We start from the raw sequence: 14183 nt of genomic DNA on the forward strand, positions 1-14183 counted from the left end.
TCTGCTGCACCAGCCCGGTGATGCCGAGGGTGCGGAACGCGCCGTCGACACCGTCGGCCGCGTGCTGTTCGTGGAGCTCGGCCACGTGCGCGCACCACGTCGCGCGGTCCTCCTGCCAAGCCCGCAGGTAGCTCGCGCACAACTGCGGCTTGAGCACGTTCTCGCTCTGGCGCAAGGCCGTGCGCAGCGCTTCGATCATGTTGTCGCGCCTGGCCGGATCCAGCCCGTTCGCTTCCTGCACCTGCAGCATCGCCTTGCGGATGAAGTTCCTGCGCTGGACGAGGAAATCGGCCCAGTAGCCCTCCGTCGCGGCCCTGAGGCCGAGACCCCGGTCGAGCAGGGCGTACACGCCTTCGGCGAGGGTGTCGCCCAGCTCCTCGTTCTCGGCGCGGATCAGGTTGTACGGGTCGTAGTCCGCCTGAAACGCGCTTCCGGTGAGCGCGGTGCGCCGCAACCCGTTGTCGCCCAGCAGGAAGAACCAGTCTTCGTTGTAGATGTCCGGGAAGAACGAATCGAGGCACCGCTCGCCCACGACCAGCGCCCCGCCCCCGACGAAGGTGTCCTGCCACCCGCCGGATTCGCGGTAGGCGTGGCAGACCACGGAGTTGTCCGGCATGCCGATGTTGTTCAGGCCGACGGCCGCGTACTCGCCCAGCAAGCCCGCGGCCTCGAGCAGGTCGGCGGGGCGGGGCAGCGTGATGTCGTCGTCGAGGAACAGCACCCGGTCCCAGCGCGCCAGGCCGGCGACGAGCAGGCCGAGGTTGCGCTTGAGGCTGGTGTCGGCGCCGCGGAGGAGTCCGTTCACGCGCAGCAGCTCGGTCGTGGCGAAGCGAGGCATGACGTGCTCGGGCAGGCCGTCGGTGTCGATCGCGAAGGCCTGCACGCCGGCCGTTTTCGCCGACAGCACGACCCGGTCGGCGCTTGCCGCGTGGCTGCAGAGCAGCAGGACCGGCACCTCGAGTTCGCGGGCGATGTCCCAGACGTGGACCAGCGCGTGCTCGTCACGGCCGTTGGGCACCACGATCGCGTCCAGCGCCACTTCGGGCGTGGTGCCGGCGCCGACCTCGGCCACCAGGCGCCGGTGGGTGGGTAGCTGCGCCGGCGCTCCGACGGCAGTGGTCATTTCAGCTCGTTTCTGGCCATTCGTGCAGCCGGTGCTCAGGGAGGGTCCAATCGGGGGTGAGTCCCTGGTTGTTGAAGATCGGCACTCGGCTGATGATGCTGTAGGACTTCGCGGCAGCGAATCGCGAGTTCAGGTGATCCTGGTTGCGATCGCGAAACCGCGGGTCGGTGAGCGCTCGTACGGCTCCGAGGGTGCCCCGGCCGTACATCCCGTTGCACACGGTGACGGTGCGTTTGCGGTTGAGCGGGTTGACTCCGTGGTAGAAGAGCGCGACGTCCTCGATGAGGGTCTTCTCCGGTGACAGTCGCGCGGTGAAGAGTTCGGTCGTGCCGTCGGGGTGGGTCACTTCGAACCCCCCTCGTTCGTCCTTGCCCGGCTCGTCGCGGCCGATCTGGCGGATCGGTGCGTCGATGAGGTTGAGCAGCTCGCGGGTCTGCGGGTTCCAGTCCACTCCGCCGAGCAGCACGAGGTGGGCGGTGTAGTCCTTGGGGCGCAGCGGAACGCGGGGGTTGGCGGTGCGGAACGAGACGTGGTTGCCGGGGTTGCACGCCCGGATGTGACCGTAGAGCTCGATCAGCGCGTCCGGGTCAGCGTAGCTGAAGAGCCGGGAATAGTCGGGATTGGCCGGGTCGGCGTACTTGATCTGGAGGTCGGGTGGCAGCTGTGCGTCGACGATCACGACGTCCTGGTTCGGTGCGAAGCGCCACAGGTTGTCCGGGCCGATCTCCTCCGAGCGCGTGACCTTCGGGGCGCCGCCGCGGAGGTCGGTGGTGTCGGCGGTGCTGCCGCGCAGGTCGGTGAGCTCGGCGAGCAGGTCCGCGCGCCGCTGTTGTTCCTCGTCGGTGAGCTGCTCTTCCGGCAGGATGCGGAAGTCCCGGCCCTCGATCGAACGGCGGGTGGCGAAGAAGGTGGCGTACGCGTCGAGACGGTGCTCCGGCGGGCTCGCGGGGCTGCCGGTGTTCTCCCAGGACGAGAGCAGCGCGTTGCTCACCCCGAACGCCTCGGCGAGCTGGCGCTGGGTGATGACCACACCCGGCCAGCTCTGCTTGCGCAGCGCACGGAGGCGACCGGCGAGGGCGGGACTCGGCTGGGACACGACTTCACACCCTTCAGTGAACTTCACTGGAACGTGAGTGACGGCGATTGTACACGGGGAGTATCTCCCTGGCCCATCAGACTCACTGTGGCTGGTCTGTTCGGGTTCGGGGAGTTGTTCAGTTGATCGAGCTGGCGAACTTCTTAGTCAGAACTTAAGGAAGTGGCCCTGTTCAGCCAGTGGCTGAGCCCTTACAGTTGGTTCGGTGGAAGTCTACTAGATTTCAGTAGCGACCTGAACAAGGGGGTCTGCCATGGACACCGCTGTTCTGCACGTACCGCTGCACCGGGCGATCGTGGTGGTCGACATCGAGGGGTCGACCACCCGCACCAACCCCGCCCGGGCCCGGCTGCGTGCGATCGTGTTCGACCTGCTCGACGAGGCGTTCCGCGCCGGCGGCATCGCGGAGGGGTCCAGAGACCCGTTCGTGGATCGCGGAGACGGTGCGCTGTGCCTGGTCCGGCCGGTCGACGAGGCGCCGAAGACGCTGCTGCTCGCCGGCGTGGTGCCCGCGCTCGAGGACCTGCTCGCGCGGCACAACGCCGAGCGACCCGACGAGGCGTTCCGGCTGCGGGTGGCGATCCACGCCGGCGAGGTGCACTACGACCTGCACGGCCCCTACGGCGAGGACGTCGACCTCGCCTGCCGGTTGCTCGACGCGCCGGAGGTGCGCCGCCGCCTGCGCGAGGCCGGGCCGCTGGCGCTGGCGGTGTCCGAGGCCATCCACTGGTCGGTGGTGCGCCACGGCTACGACGGCATCGATCGCGCCGAGTTCACCCAGGCGTTCCACGTGCGCGTGGGCGGCAAGCGCATGCGGGGCTGGCTCCGCACCGCCGACTTCGCGGGTCTCCCCGGAGCGGGCCTCACCGCCTGACGAGCCAGGGAGGTGGGCCATGGACACGACCGGATTCTGGCCGGCGCTCGGCGCGACCGAGCGGGACAAGGTGGCCGAGCTCGCCGTGCGGCGCAGCTACCGCCGCGGCGACGTCGTGTGCCGCGAGGGTGATCACGCCGCGGTGGTGGTGCTCCTGCTGAAGGGGCACGTCCGGATCACCAACGCCACCTCCGACGGCCGCGAGGTCGTGATCGCCGTGCGCGGCGCGGGCGACGTGGTCGGCGAACTCGGCGCCATCGACGGCGGCCCGCGCTCGGCGACCGTCGCAGCGCTCGACGACCTCGACGCGCTCGTGGTGCCGGCCCCGCGGTTCGCCGCGTTGTGCCGGCGAGAGCCCACCATCTCGTGGGCGCTGTTGCTGGTCCTGGCCCGGCGCCTGCGTGACGCCGGCCGTCAGCGCCTCGACGTCGGCGGCGGCACGATGACCCGCCGCGTCGCCGCGCTGCTGATGCAGCTGGCGGTGCAGCACGGCGTACGCCGGGGCGACGACATCGTGATCGCGATCCCCGGCACGCAGGCCGAACTCGCCACCACGGCGGCGATTTCGCGCGAATCGTGGGCGCGGGTGACGCGCGAGCTGCGCCGGCTCGGGGTCGTGAGCACCTCGCGGGGGCAAGTGGTGGTCCACCGGTTCGCGGAGCTCGGCCGGCTCGCGCGCTGAGTTCGTCGCGGACGCCCTGACCGGCCCCGAATTTCCCGGTGCCACGGCCGTTTCGATGGCGATCGGCAGGGGATTTCCTTGTGCCTCGGGCATTCCTGTGCGTTCGACGCCGCGTGCGGCCGGAAATCGGGTCCGGCGATTTCCTTCGAAGGTGTCTGCAGACACAGATTTCCCTGTCCCGCAGCGGAATCCTGGAGTCACGCACCCACCACGGAGGTAACCATGGACCCGTTTCTTCCCGCCCCGCAACCGATCCGCTGGCGTCGCGGGGTCTACGCGGCCGCGATCGTGATTCCGTTCACCGTGATCCAGGCGTGGGCGCTGCTGGTGCTCCTGAGCCTGGCCGACTTCACCGGCCTTGTCGCGCAAGCGGTTCTGGTGCTCGTGCTCGGGTCGGTCGTCTCGCTCGCCGTCGGGTGGCGGTGGGCGTGGCGGCTGGGCACGGAGCGGCGCCGGGCGCTCGAGATCCGGCGTGAGGTCGAGGCGTGGCGCGCGGCTGCGCGCGAGACGCCGCCGGCCGAGCGGCTCCCGGCCGGGCGAGGCCGCTGGTGACCGCGCTGGCGGTCGCGGCCGCCGACGGTGGTTCGTCGGAGGTGGTGCTGGTGCTCGGGCTGGTGGTGTTCGTGCTGCTGGTCCGGCTGGTGTGGCGGTTGGTCGGGTGGCTCGCGAAGACCGCCGCGCTCGTCGCGTCGCTCGCCGGCGTCGTGATGGCGGTCGGCGGGCTCGGCGGCTTGGCGACGTTGACCCTGGTGGCGCTCCGCTAGCGCACCGACCCGAAGATCCGCGAACCCGGTCCCGCGCTCGGCGGGCACCGGGTTTTCTTTTGCCGCAGGCGATCGGCTCACCCGGCCAGCTGCTTCTTCACCTCCGCCGCCACCCGCCCGCCTTCCGCGCGTCCCGCGACCTTCGGCTGCACGGCCTTCATCACCGCGCCCATACCCGCCATGCCCGACGCCCCGGTCGAGGCCACGGCGTCCGTGACCAGCGCGGCCAGCTCGTCGTCGGAAAGCTGTGCCGGCAGGTAGGCCTTGAGGACCTCGGCCTCGGCCTGCTCGCGCTCGGCGGACTCGGCGCGGCCGGCGCCCGCGAACGCCTCCGCGGCGTCGCGGCGCTTTTTCACCTCGCGGGTGATGATCTTCTGCACCTCGTCGTCCGACAGCTCGCGGTGGGCGTCGCCCGCGGTCTCCTCGTAGGCGATGGCCGAGAGCGTGAGCCGCAGGGTCGCGGAGCGGAGCTGGTCGCGCGCCTTGATGGCGGTGGTGAGGTCGTCGTGGAGGATCTGCTTGAGCGTGGTCATCCCCTGATCCTGGCACCACCGCTGCCGCCACGCGCGGGTCTTCTAGACTCGACCGCGATGTCCAACCAGTACGAATCGCTTCCGGAGGTGCGGTGATGAGGCTCGTTTTCGCCGGCACCCCCGAACCCGCCGTGCCGTCGTTGCGCGCACTGCTCGAATCCGACCGCCACGAGGTCGTCGCCGTGGTGACGCGCCCCGACGCCCAGGCCGGGCGCGGCCGGCACGTCGTGCGCTCGCCCGTGGGGGCGCTCGCCGACGAGCACGGCATCGAGGTGCTCACGCCCGCGAAGGCCGGTGACCCCGCGTTCCTCGCGCGGCTCAAGGAGCTGGCGCCCGACGCGTGCCCCGTCGTCGCGTACGGGGCGCTGCTGCCCCAGAGCGCGCTCGACATCCCGGCCCACGGCTGGGTGAACCTGCACTTCTCGCTGCTGCCGGCGTGGCGCGGCGCCGCGCCCGTGCAGTCGGCGATCCGCGCCGGCGACGAGATCACCGGCGCCAGCACGTTCCGCATCGTCAAGGAGCTCGACGCTGGGCCGGTGTTCGGCGTCGTCACCGAGCAGATCGGCGCCACCGACACGGCGGGCACGCTGCTGGGCCGCCTCGCCGAGTCGGGTGCGCACCTGCTGCTGTCCACCATGGACGGCATCGCCGACGGCACCCTGCGCGCCGTCGAGCAGTCGGGCGACGGGATGACCTACGCGCCGAAGGTCACGGTCGAGGACGCGCGGGTGTCGTTCGCCGACCCGGCCGCGTCCGTCGACCGGCACATCCGCGCGGTGACGCCGGAACCGGGCGCGTGGGCGGAGTTCCGCGGCGAGCGCTTCAAGCTGGGCCCCGTCACGGTGGTCGACGAACCGGGCCCGCCGCCGGGCGAGCTCGTGGTCGAACGCAAGCGGGTGCTCGTGGGCACGGTGACGAAACCGGTGCGGCTGGGCGAGGTCCAGGCATCGGGCAAGAAACGGATGGCGGCCACCGACTGGGCGCGCGGTACACGGATCGAAGAGGGAGAGCGCCTGCGGTGAACGAGCGTGGGGAACGGCGGCCGTCGCGGCCGCAGCGGGGCCGGCCGGCTCCGCGCAAGGACGGACCGCGCCGTCCGCCGGAGGTCGACCCGGCCCGCCAGGTCGCGTTCGACGTGCTGCGCGCGGTGCGTGAGAAGGACGCGTACGCGAACCTCGTGCTGCCGCAGCTGCTTCGTGAGCGCCGGATCTCCGGCCGCGACGCGGCGCTGGCCACGGAGCTCACGTACGGCGCTTCGCGGGCCCAGGGGCTGCTCGACGCCGTGATCGGCGCCTGCGCCGAGCGTCCGGTCGAGAAGACGGACCCGGTGGTGCTCGACGCACTGCGCCTGGGCGTCTACCAGCTGTTGCGCACGCGCATCCCGGAGCACGCGGCTGTCGGGTCCACTGTGGACCTCGTTCGCGCCGAAGCCGGTTCGTGGGCCACGGGTTTCGCCAACGCGATCCTGCGCTCGGTGTCCGCAAAGGACGAAGCGCAGTGGCTCGACGAGCTGGCGCCCGACGAGTCGGCCGACCCGATCGGTTCGTACGCGCTGCGCACGGCGCACCCGCGTTGGGTCGCGCGCTCGTTCGCCGAAGCGCTGGGTGACAAGGGCGCCGAGCTGAAGGCGGCGCTGGAAGCCGACGACGCCCGCCCCGAGGTGCACCTGGTCGCCCGCCCCGGCGAGATCAGCGCCGACGAGCTGGCCGCGATCACGGGCGGCGACGTCGCCCCGTACTCGCCCTACGGCGTGCGGCTGCCCGCCGGCGCCGGTGACCCGGCCGAGGCCGAGCCCGTTCGCGAACGCCTCGCCGCCGTGCAGGACGAGGGCAGCCAGCTGTGCGCGATCGCCGCCACGAAGGTGCCCGTGGCGGGCTCCGACGAGCGCTGGCTCGACCTGTGTGCGGGCCCCGGCGGCAAGGCCGCGCTGCTCGGCGCGCTGGCCGCGATCAGCGGCGCGACCGTGGACGCTGTGGAGAAGGCCCCGCACCGCGCGAAGCTCGTGGAGAACGCGACGCGCGGCCTGCCGGTGAAGGTGCACGTGGCCGACGGCCGCGAGTCCGGCCTCGAACCGGGCTACGACCGCATCCTCGTCGACGCGCCGTGCAGCGGCCTCGGCGCGCTGCGGCGGCGGCCGGAAGCCCGCTGGCGGCGCAAGCCCAGCGACGTCTCCGACCTCACCAAGCTTCAGGGCGAGCTGCTCACCGCCGCCCTCGACCTGGTGCGGCCGGGCGGCGTGGTCACCTACGTCGTGTGCTCGCCGCACCTGGCCGAGACCGAGGGCGTGGTGGGCGAGATCGCCCGCCGCACCAAGACCGAGGTCCTCGACGCGCGCGAATTCTTCCCCGGCGTGCCGTTGCTCGGCGACGGCCCGTACGTGCAGCTGTGGCCCCACCGCCACGGCACCGACGCGATGTTCTGCGCCGCGCTGCGTAAACCGTGAGGCGCAAACCGTGAGGGACCTCGGCCTGGTCGCGAGCTCGTGCGGTGGGCTGGACACCCGGTTCACCGCCGAGCTCGCGCGGCCGGCCGTCACACGCGGCTGGCGACTCGCCGTCACCCTCACACCCGTCGCCCACCGCTGGCTGGAGGCGACGGGCGGGCTGACCGAGCTCGCCGCCACCACGGATCTGCCGGTGCGCACTGTGTCGCGCCTGCCCGGTGAGCCACGGCCGCACCCGGACCCGGCGGTGTTCCTGTTCGCGCCCGCGTCGGCCAACTCCGTGGCGAAGCTCGCCCTGGGCATCGCGGACAACCAGGCGCTGACGGTGCTCGGCGACGTGCTGGGCGCACCCGGGATGACGATCGTGGTGGCGTACCAGATCCAGGACACCCGGGTGCACCACCCGGCCTGGCAGCGCCACCTGGACACGCTCACGTCCGCGGGCGTCCGCCTGCACCGCCTGGACCCGCGCCGGCCGTGGTCGGAAGTCCTGGACCTCCTGCCCGGCGCGTGAACCCGGCGCCCGAAAAAACGGGTGCGCCTCCGGACCAGGAGACGCACCCGTTCACCCGGCGAAGGGTCAGCGCAGGCGCAGGGCCCGCTTGAGCGTCGAGAACACGTCGGTCTGGTTGGTCAGCCCGACGATGTTCGCGGCCTGCGGTCCGTAGCCCGCGATGCGGACCTGGGTACCGGTGTGCGACTGCGAGCCGCCGGTCTCCGCGGTGCCGTAGGCCAGCGTCATGTTCGCGCCCTCGTTGGTGACGAGGGTCGCGGTGAGGCCCGGGGTGGCGGTGGGCTCCACGATCTGGCTGCTGTGGCCGTGGTCGGCCGTCACCAGCACGAGGGTGTCGCGGTGGCTGCGGGCGTAGGCGAGGCCCGCGGCGATCGCGGAGTCGAAGTCGATCGTCTCGCCGATCTGGCCGCACGGGTCGGCCGCGTGGTCCTGCTTGTCGATGCTGGCGCCCTCGACCTGGAGGAAGAAGCCCTTGTCGCTGTGGCGGTCGTCGAGCAGCTCGATCGCCTTGCGGGTCTGCTCGGCGAGCTTCGGCTGGGTCTTCGGCAGGGCGGCGTTCGGCGTGCAGCGGGCCGGCTTGGTGCCACCGTGGACGGCGGCCGGGCCGGTCCAGTTCACGGGCATGTTGTTCTGCGCGAACAGGCCGAGGACCGGCTTGCCCTTCTTCGCCTTCGCCAGGTCCGCGGCGGTGTTGACGACGTTGTAGCCCGCCGCTTTCGCCTGGTCCAGCACGGTCTTGCCCTTGTACTTGCCGGCCGTCACCTTCTGGTCGAAGAAGGCCGCGCCGCCGCCGAGGAGCACGTCGGGGCGGGTCTGCACCAGCTGCTCGGAGATCGAGCCGGCGCCGCCGTTCTCCTTGGCGTTGACCGCGCACTTGGCGGTGGTCTCGACCGGGCCCTTGCAGTCGCGGCTGACGACGTGCGAGCCGAGCACGGCCGGGGTCGCGTCCTGGACCTCGGCGGTCGTCACGTCACCGGTGCGCAGGCCGCCGCGCTTGGCCAGCTCGAGGATCGTCGGCACGGGGTTGCCGTACGCGTCGACCGAGATGGCGCCGTTGTAGGTCTTGGTGCCGGTGGCCCAGCCGGTGCCGGACGCGGCCGAGTCGGTCACGTAGTTCGGCTTGCCGGGGTTGTTCTGCTCCACGGCGTAGGTGGTGTAGTCGCCGGTCAGCGGCAGCTCGTCCATCGAGAGCCGGCCGGCCGCGCCCCGCTCGTAGTTGCGCGCCGCGGTGATCTCCGACTGGCCCATGCCGTCGCCGATGAACAGGATCACGTTGCGGGCGGTGCCGCCCTCGATCGCGTTGCGGACTTCCTGCGTGCGGTCGCCCGTGGAAGCGGTGCGAGCGGCGGTGTCCGACGTGTCCGGGGTCGCCAGCGCGACCGGGGCCGCGGCGATCAGCGCGGCGCCGAGCGCGCCCGCGGTCAGCCACTTGCGGCGGCCGGCGAAGAGCGTTCTCATGCAATTTCTCCTCGGATGGTGATTAATCCGGAACCTCCGGCTTGCGTCATTAGTTCTTGTGCATGTGTTGCGCACGAAGACTCCGGATGATCAGCATCTGTCCGAAAAGAGAACACCGGACCCCTACGGCCGGTTCACGACGGTGACCAGGCCCGACCTAGACTCGGGCCGTGGCTGACCGACCTCTCATCGCACCCAGCATCCTGTCCGCGGACTTCGCCCGGCTCGGCGAGGAGATCGCGGCGATCGCGCGGCCGGGGGAGACCCGCGCCGACTGGGTCCACGTCGACGTGATGGACGCGCACTTCGTGCCCAACCTGACGCTGGGGCTGCCCGTGGTCGAGGCGTTGATCAAGTCCACCGACGTGCCGCTCGACTGCCACCTGATGATCGACGACCCGGACCGCTGGGCGATCGGCTACGCCGAGGCCGGTGCCTACAACGTCACGGTCCACGTCGAAGCCGCGAACGACCCGGTCAAGCTCGCGAAGGACCTGCGCGCGGCGGGGGCGAAGGCCGGCCTGTCGATCAAGCCCGGCACCCCGCTCGAGCCCCACGTCGAGACCCTCAGGCACTACGACACGCTGCTCGTGATGTCGGTCGAGCCCGGTTTCGGCGGCCAGTCGTTCATCCGCGACGTACTGGAGAAGGTGCGCACCGCACGCCGCCTCGTCGACACCGGCCACCTCAAGCTCGTGGTCGAGATCGACGGCGGCATCAACGCCGAGACCATCGAGCAGGCCGCCGAAGCGGGCGTCGACTGCTTCGTCGCCGGGTCCGCCGTCTACGGTGCGGACGACCCGGGCCGCGCGGTCGCGGCCCTGCGGGAACAAGCGGCACGCAGCCGTCGAGACTGACCCCGGGCCCGGGAAGCAACCGGGTCCGCGCGGGTGTTGGATGGTGGGATCACCGGGTTTCCGGCGGTGACGGCGGCGAGGAGGCAGCAGCGGTGTTCACCGGCATTGTCGAGGAGATCGGCGAGGTCATCGAGGTCGAGCAGGGCACGAACACGGCCCGGCTCACGGTGCGTGGCCCCTTGGTCACGTCGGACGCGGCCCACGGCGATTCGATCGCCGTCAGCGGGGTCTGCCTGACCGTCGTCACCTCTTCCGAGGGCACGTTCACCGTCGATGTGGTGAACGAGACACTCGAGCGTTCGAGCCTCAACAAGGTCGCCGTCGGCGACGCCGTGAACCTCGAGCGCGCCACCCCCGCGGGTGGCCGGCTCGGTGGGCACATCATGCAGGGCCACGTCGACGGCACGGGGGTTTTCCTCTCGCGCGACGACACGGGCGTGACCACGTTCGCCCTGCCCAAGGGCCTGGCGAAGTACGTCGTCGAGAAGGGCTCGATCGCCGTCGACGGCGTCTCGCTCACCGTGGCGTCGATCACCGACGAGCAGTTCTCCGTGGCGCTGATCCCCACCACGCTCGAGGCCACGACCCTCGGCCGCCGCGAAGCGGGTGACCTCGTGAACCTCGAAGTCGACGTGGTCGCGAAGTACGTGGAGAAGCTGGCGACCCCACATCTGGCCGCGAGCGCGCACAATGTGTGACGTTCGGTCGGACGGTACGAAGGAGCAGCCGTGAGCGAGACGAAGGCGGCCGAGCCGCGGACGGGCTGGACGCCCTGCGGTGCCGGCGCGGTGTTCGACGCTGACGCCATCGAGGCGGCCATCGCGGACATCGCGGCGGGCAAGGCCGTGGTGGTCGTCGACGACGAGGATCGCGAGAACGAGGGCGATCTGATCTTCGCCGCGGAGAAGGCGACGCCGGAGTTGCTGGCGTTCATGGTCCGGTACACCTCGGGCTACGTCTGCGTCGCGCTCACCGAAGCCGAGGCGGACCGCCTCGACCTGCCGCCGATGTACCACACGAACCAGGACGTGCGCGGCACCGCGTACAGCGTGACCGTGGACGCGGCCGAGGGCATCACCACCGGCATCTCCGCCGCCGACCGCGCGCACACGATGCGGTTGCTGGCCGACCCGGAGGCGTCGGCGAAGGACTTCCGCCGGCCGGGCCACGTCGTGCCGCTGCGCGCGAAGGAGGGTGGCGTCCTGCGCCGCCCCGGGCACACCGAGGCGTCGGTGGACCTGGCCCGCATGGCCGGGCTCCACCCCGCGGGCGTGCTCTGCGAGATCGTGTCGCAGAAGGACGAGGGCGACATGGCGCGGCGCGACGAGCTCGAGGTCTTCGCCGCCGACCACGACCTGCGGGTGATCACGATCGCCGACCTGATCGCCTACCGCCGCCGCACCGAGAAGCAGGTGGAGCGCGTCGCCGAGGCCCGCATCCCGCTGGCCGCCGGCACGTTCCGCGCCGTGGGTTACGACAGCCTGCTCGACGGCATCGAGCACATCGCGTTCGTCTACGGCGAGATCGGCGACGGCGAGGACATCCTCGTGCGCGTGCACTCCGAGTGCCTCACCGGCGACGTCTTCGGTTCCCTGCGCTGCGACTGCGGTCCGCAGCTGGACGCCGCGCTGCAGGCCGTGGCCGACGAGGGCCGCGGCGTCGTGCTCTACATCCGCGGCCACGAGGGCCGCGGCATCGGCCTGCTGCACAAGCTGCAGGCCTACCAGCTGCAGGACGCCGGCGCGGACACCGTCGACGCCAACCTCGCCCTCGGCGTCCCGGCCGACGCCCGCGACTACGGCACCGGCGCCCAGATCCTGTGCGACCTCGGCGTGCGGTCGATGCGGCTGCTCACGAACAACCCGGCCAAGCGCGTCGGCCTCGAGGGGTACGGCCTGCGGGTCACCGGCCGCGTGCCGCTGCCCATCTCGCCCAACCCCGAGAACCTGCGGTACCTGCGGACCAAACGCGACCGCATGGGCCACGACCTCGCGCAGCTGGAGCACTACGAACAGGTGGGTGCCGCCGACCAGGCGGAGAAGGGGACAACACCCGATGAGCGGTGAGGGACGGCCCGAGTTCGAGCTCGACCTGAGTGACTGCAAGGCGCTCAAGCTCGGGATCGTGGCCACTCGGTGGAACGCGAACATCACCGAAAAGCTCCTGGGGCGGGCGCTGGCGGCCGCGAAGGCGGCCGAGCTCGAAGAGGAGCCGACCGTGGTGCACGTCGCCGGCGCCGTGGAGCTGCCGGTGGTCGCGCAGGCGCTGGCCCGCCACCACGACGCGGTCGTGGCGCTCGGCGTGGTGATCCGCGGCGAGACCCCGCACTTCGACTACGTGTGCGACTCGGTCACCGCCGGCCTCACGCGGGTGGCGCTCGACGAGAGCACCCCCGTGGGCAACGGCGTGCTCACGGTCAACAACGAGCAGCAAGCGCTCGACCGCTCCGGCCTGCCGGGGTCGAAGGAGGACAAGGGCTACGAGGCCACGGTCGCGGCGCTCGACTCCGCCCACGTGCTGCGCAGCCTTCGCCAGCCGTGGACCGAGCGGGGATTCGTGTGAGCCCCGCCGTGACCGAGCAGGAGACGACTCTGGTGCTCCGCCCGCGGCGGGCGCTGGTGATGTGCAGCGTGCTGGCCGTGGTGCTGCTGGCGGTGTTCGTGGTCGTCGCGATCCTGCTGCGCAACTCGCACACCGGCGTGGTCTTCGAGAAGTCCGACCAGGTCGCGATGATCGGTATCGGCGTGCTGCTCGCGCTGGGCACGATGCTGTTCGCCAACGCGCGGGTGCGCGCGGACGCGACCGGCATCGAGGTCCGCAACGTGATCACGACCCGCCGGTTCCTGTGGAGCGACGTGCTGTCCGTCAGTTTCCCCGACGGCGCTTCGTGGGCCCGGCTCGAACTGCCCGACGACGAGTACTTCTCGGTGATGGCCGTGCAGGCCGTGGACCGCGAACGCGCGGTGGCCGCCGTGCGCGCGCTGCGCAAGCTGCACAAGGCGGCCACGGGTTCCTGACCGTTCGGGCTACCGCTCCAGGTCGACGACGATCGGGGCGTGGTCCGACGGGCCCTTGCCCTTGCGGGCCTCACGGTCCACATAGGAATCGCGCACGGCCCCGGCGAACGGTTCGTTGCCGTACACGAGGTCGATGCGCATCCCGCGGTTGTTGGGGAAGTTCCCGGCGCGGTAGTCCCAGTACGTGAACGGGTGGTCGTACTTCAGCGGGCGCGGGAACACGTCCGTCAGGCCGAGGTCGCGCAGCCGGGCCAGCGCCGCGCGCTCGGGTTCGGTGACGTGCGTGGAGCCGTCGAACAGCGAGCGGTCCCACACGTCGGCGTCGGTGGGGGCGACGTTGAAGTCGCCGAGCACGGCGAAGGGCGCGTCGGAAAGCTCGTTCGCGACCGTGGTGCGCAACGCTTCCAGCCACTCCAGCTTGTACGCGTAGTGCGGGCTGTCGGGCTCCCGGCCGTTGGGCACGTACACCGACCACACCCGCACGCCGCCGCAAGTGGCACCGACGGCGCGGGCCTCGGCGGCGCCGTCGAACCGCGGCTCGCCCGTGAGCCCGCGGACCACGTGGTCGAGGCCCACGCGCGAGACGATCGCGACTCCGTTCCACCGGCCGAGGCCGTACGCGGCGACGTCGTACCCGAGCGCCTTCAGCTCGTCGGCCGGGAACGCTTCGGTGGTGTTCTTCAGCTCCTGCAAGCAGAGCACGTCGGGTGCCGAGCGCTCGAGCCAGTCGAGCACGCGCGGCAGCCGCGGCACGATCGAGTTGACGTTCCAGGTCGCGATCCTCACGACCGCCAGGATAGGGGTGCGTGGCCCGGGGCACCC

At 71.5% G+C, this 14183-nt stretch carries 17 protein-coding genes; 12 read left to right on the top strand and 5 right to left on the bottom strand.

The window, feature by feature from the left end:
* Both ACWEOE_RS36335 and ACWEOE_RS36340 read right to left on the bottom strand, forming a co-directional pair.
* Positions 1 to 1123 (bottom strand): hypothetical protein (locus tag ACWEOE_RS36335; protein WP_452017368.1); only part of this gene is annotated, 1123 nt, incomplete at its 3' end.
* A 1-nt stretch (position 1124) separates the two neighbouring features.
* On the bottom strand, positions 1125 to 2219 hold the full coding sequence (locus ACWEOE_RS36340; protein WP_452017370.1) for a helix-turn-helix domain-containing protein: 1095 nt from the start codon (positions 2217 to 2219) through the stop codon (positions 1125 to 1127).
* 253 nt (positions 2220 to 2472) lie between these two features.
* Between ACWEOE_RS36340 and ACWEOE_RS36345 the strand changes: the two genes are divergently transcribed.
* The 4 genes from ACWEOE_RS36345 to ACWEOE_RS36360 all read left to right on the top strand — a co-directional run bounded on the left by ACWEOE_RS36345 (position 2473) and on the right by ACWEOE_RS36360 (position 4539).
* On the top strand, positions 2473 to 3093 hold the full coding sequence (locus ACWEOE_RS36345) for a hypothetical protein (RefSeq protein ID WP_452017372.1): 621 nt from the start codon (positions 2473 to 2475) through the stop codon (positions 3091 to 3093).
* Positions 3094 to 3112: 19 nt separating this feature from the next.
* Positions 3113 to 3775 (top strand): Crp/Fnr family transcriptional regulator, encoded by a 663-nt coding sequence (locus tag ACWEOE_RS36350; RefSeq protein WP_452017374.1) that lies wholly within the window; start codon positions 3113 to 3115, stop codon positions 3773 to 3775.
* A 222-nt stretch (positions 3776 to 3997) separates the two neighbouring features.
* Entirely contained in the window at positions 3998 to 4327 is a 330-nt protein-coding gene (locus ACWEOE_RS36355; RefSeq protein ID WP_452017376.1) for a hypothetical protein, read from the top strand.
* Positions 4324 to 4539 carry a hypothetical protein gene (locus ACWEOE_RS36360; RefSeq protein ID WP_452017378.1) on the top strand — a complete coding sequence of 72 codons (216 nt, stop codon included), beginning with the start codon at positions 4324 to 4326 and terminating at the stop codon, positions 4537 to 4539. Before ACWEOE_RS36355 ends, ACWEOE_RS36360 begins: the two co-directional genes overlap by 4 nt.
* Before the next feature lie 77 nt (positions 4540 to 4616).
* Here the strand turns inward: ACWEOE_RS36360 and ACWEOE_RS36365 are convergent, their stop codons facing one another.
* On the bottom strand, positions 4617 to 5072 hold the full coding sequence (locus ACWEOE_RS36365) for a GatB/YqeY domain-containing protein (RefSeq protein WP_452017380.1): 456 nt from the start codon (positions 5070 to 5072) through the stop codon (positions 4617 to 4619).
* Positions 5073 to 5167: 95 nt separating this feature from the next.
* Here ACWEOE_RS36365 and fmt point away from each other — a divergent pair, with 95 nt between their 5' ends.
* From fmt to ACWEOE_RS36380, 3 genes are read left to right on the top strand one after another with little or no spacing between them, the layout of a single operon-like run.
* Entirely contained in the window at positions 5168 to 6094 is a 927-nt protein-coding gene (gene fmt / locus ACWEOE_RS36370; protein ID WP_452017382.1) for a methionyl-tRNA formyltransferase, read from the top strand.
* Positions 6091 to 7515 (top strand): RsmB/NOP family class I SAM-dependent RNA methyltransferase, encoded by a 1425-nt coding sequence (locus tag ACWEOE_RS36375; protein WP_452017384.1) that lies wholly within the window; start codon positions 6091 to 6093, stop codon positions 7513 to 7515. The genes fmt and ACWEOE_RS36375 overlap by 4 nt, the downstream gene beginning before the upstream one ends.
* A gap of 10 nt (positions 7516 to 7525) precedes the next feature.
* Positions 7526 to 8029 (top strand): flavoprotein, encoded by a 504-nt coding sequence (locus ACWEOE_RS36380; RefSeq protein WP_452017386.1) that lies wholly within the window; start codon positions 7526 to 7528, stop codon positions 8027 to 8029.
* A 66-nt stretch (positions 8030 to 8095) separates the two neighbouring features.
* On the opposite strand, the gene phoA is transcribed toward ACWEOE_RS36380, so the two are convergent.
* Entirely contained in the window at positions 8096 to 9487 is a 1392-nt protein-coding gene (phoA, locus tag ACWEOE_RS36385; RefSeq protein ID WP_452017388.1) for an alkaline phosphatase, read from the bottom strand.
* A 170-nt stretch (positions 9488 to 9657) separates the two neighbouring features.
* On the opposite strand from phoA, the gene rpe reads away from it, so the two are divergent.
* The 5 genes from rpe (at position 9658) to ACWEOE_RS36410 (ending at position 13361) form a co-directional block, all read left to right on the top strand.
* Positions 9658 to 10344: a ribulose-phosphate 3-epimerase gene (gene rpe / locus ACWEOE_RS36390; protein ID WP_452017390.1), complete on the top strand. Its 687-nt coding sequence runs from the start codon at positions 9658 to 9660 to the stop codon at positions 10342 to 10344.
* Between the two features lie 92 nt (positions 10345 to 10436).
* Positions 10437 to 11042: a riboflavin synthase gene (locus ACWEOE_RS36395; protein ID WP_452017392.1), complete on the top strand. Its 606-nt coding sequence runs from the start codon at positions 10437 to 10439 to the stop codon at positions 11040 to 11042.
* 90 nt (positions 11043 to 11132) lie between these two features.
* Positions 11133 to 12410, top strand: a complete 1278-nt coding sequence (locus tag ACWEOE_RS36400; RefSeq protein ID WP_452017480.1) for a bifunctional 3,4-dihydroxy-2-butanone-4-phosphate synthase/GTP cyclohydrolase II — start codon at positions 11133 to 11135, stop codon at positions 12408 to 12410.
* Positions 12400 to 12906: a 6,7-dimethyl-8-ribityllumazine synthase gene (gene ribH, locus ACWEOE_RS36405; RefSeq protein ID WP_452017394.1), complete on the top strand. Its 507-nt coding sequence runs from the start codon at positions 12400 to 12402 to the stop codon at positions 12904 to 12906. Before ACWEOE_RS36400 ends, ribH begins: the two co-directional genes overlap by 11 nt.
* A 59-nt stretch (positions 12907 to 12965) precedes the next feature.
* Entirely contained in the window at positions 12966 to 13361 is a 396-nt protein-coding gene (locus tag ACWEOE_RS36410; RefSeq protein ID WP_452017482.1) for a PH domain-containing protein, read from the top strand.
* 9 nt (positions 13362 to 13370) lie between these two features.
* Here ACWEOE_RS36410 and ACWEOE_RS36415 read toward each other — a convergent pair whose 3' ends face one another.
* Positions 13371 to 14147 carry an exodeoxyribonuclease III gene (locus tag ACWEOE_RS36415; protein ID WP_452017396.1) on the bottom strand — a complete coding sequence of 259 codons (777 nt, stop codon included), beginning with the start codon at positions 14145 to 14147 and terminating at the stop codon, positions 13371 to 13373.
* Positions 14148 to 14183: the final 36 nt, after the last annotated feature.

Source organism: Amycolatopsis sp. NPDC004368 (genome assembly GCF_053602515.1).

What these genes read in the sequence shown, in the direction of transcription:
- ACWEOE_RS36410 (WP_452017482.1), top strand. Translation starts at nt 12,966, where the DNA reads ATGTGCAGCGTGCTGGCCGTGGTGCTGCTGGCGGTGTTCGTGGTCGTC.
- ACWEOE_RS36365 (WP_452017380.1), bottom strand. Translation starts at nt 5,072, where the DNA reads ATGACCACGCTCAAGCAGATCCTCCACGACGACCTCACCACCGCCATC.
- phoA (WP_452017388.1), bottom strand. Translation starts at nt 9,487, where the DNA reads ATGAGAACGCTCTTCGCCGGCCGCCGCAAGTGGCTGACCGCGGGCGCG.
- fmt (WP_452017382.1), top strand. Translation starts at nt 5,168, where the DNA reads ATGAGGCTCGTTTTCGCCGGCACCCCCGAACCCGCCGTGCCGTCGTTG.
- ACWEOE_RS36355 (WP_452017376.1), top strand. Translation starts at nt 3,998, where the DNA reads ATGGACCCGTTTCTTCCCGCCCCGCAACCGATCCGCTGGCGTCGCGGG.
- ribH (WP_452017394.1), top strand. Translation starts at nt 12,400, where the DNA reads ATGAGCGGTGAGGGACGGCCCGAGTTCGAGCTCGACCTGAGTGACTGC.
- ACWEOE_RS36350 (WP_452017374.1), top strand. Translation starts at nt 3,113, where the DNA reads ATGGACACGACCGGATTCTGGCCGGCGCTCGGCGCGACCGAGCGGGAC.
- ACWEOE_RS36345 (WP_452017372.1), top strand. Translation starts at nt 2,473, where the DNA reads ATGGACACCGCTGTTCTGCACGTACCGCTGCACCGGGCGATCGTGGTG.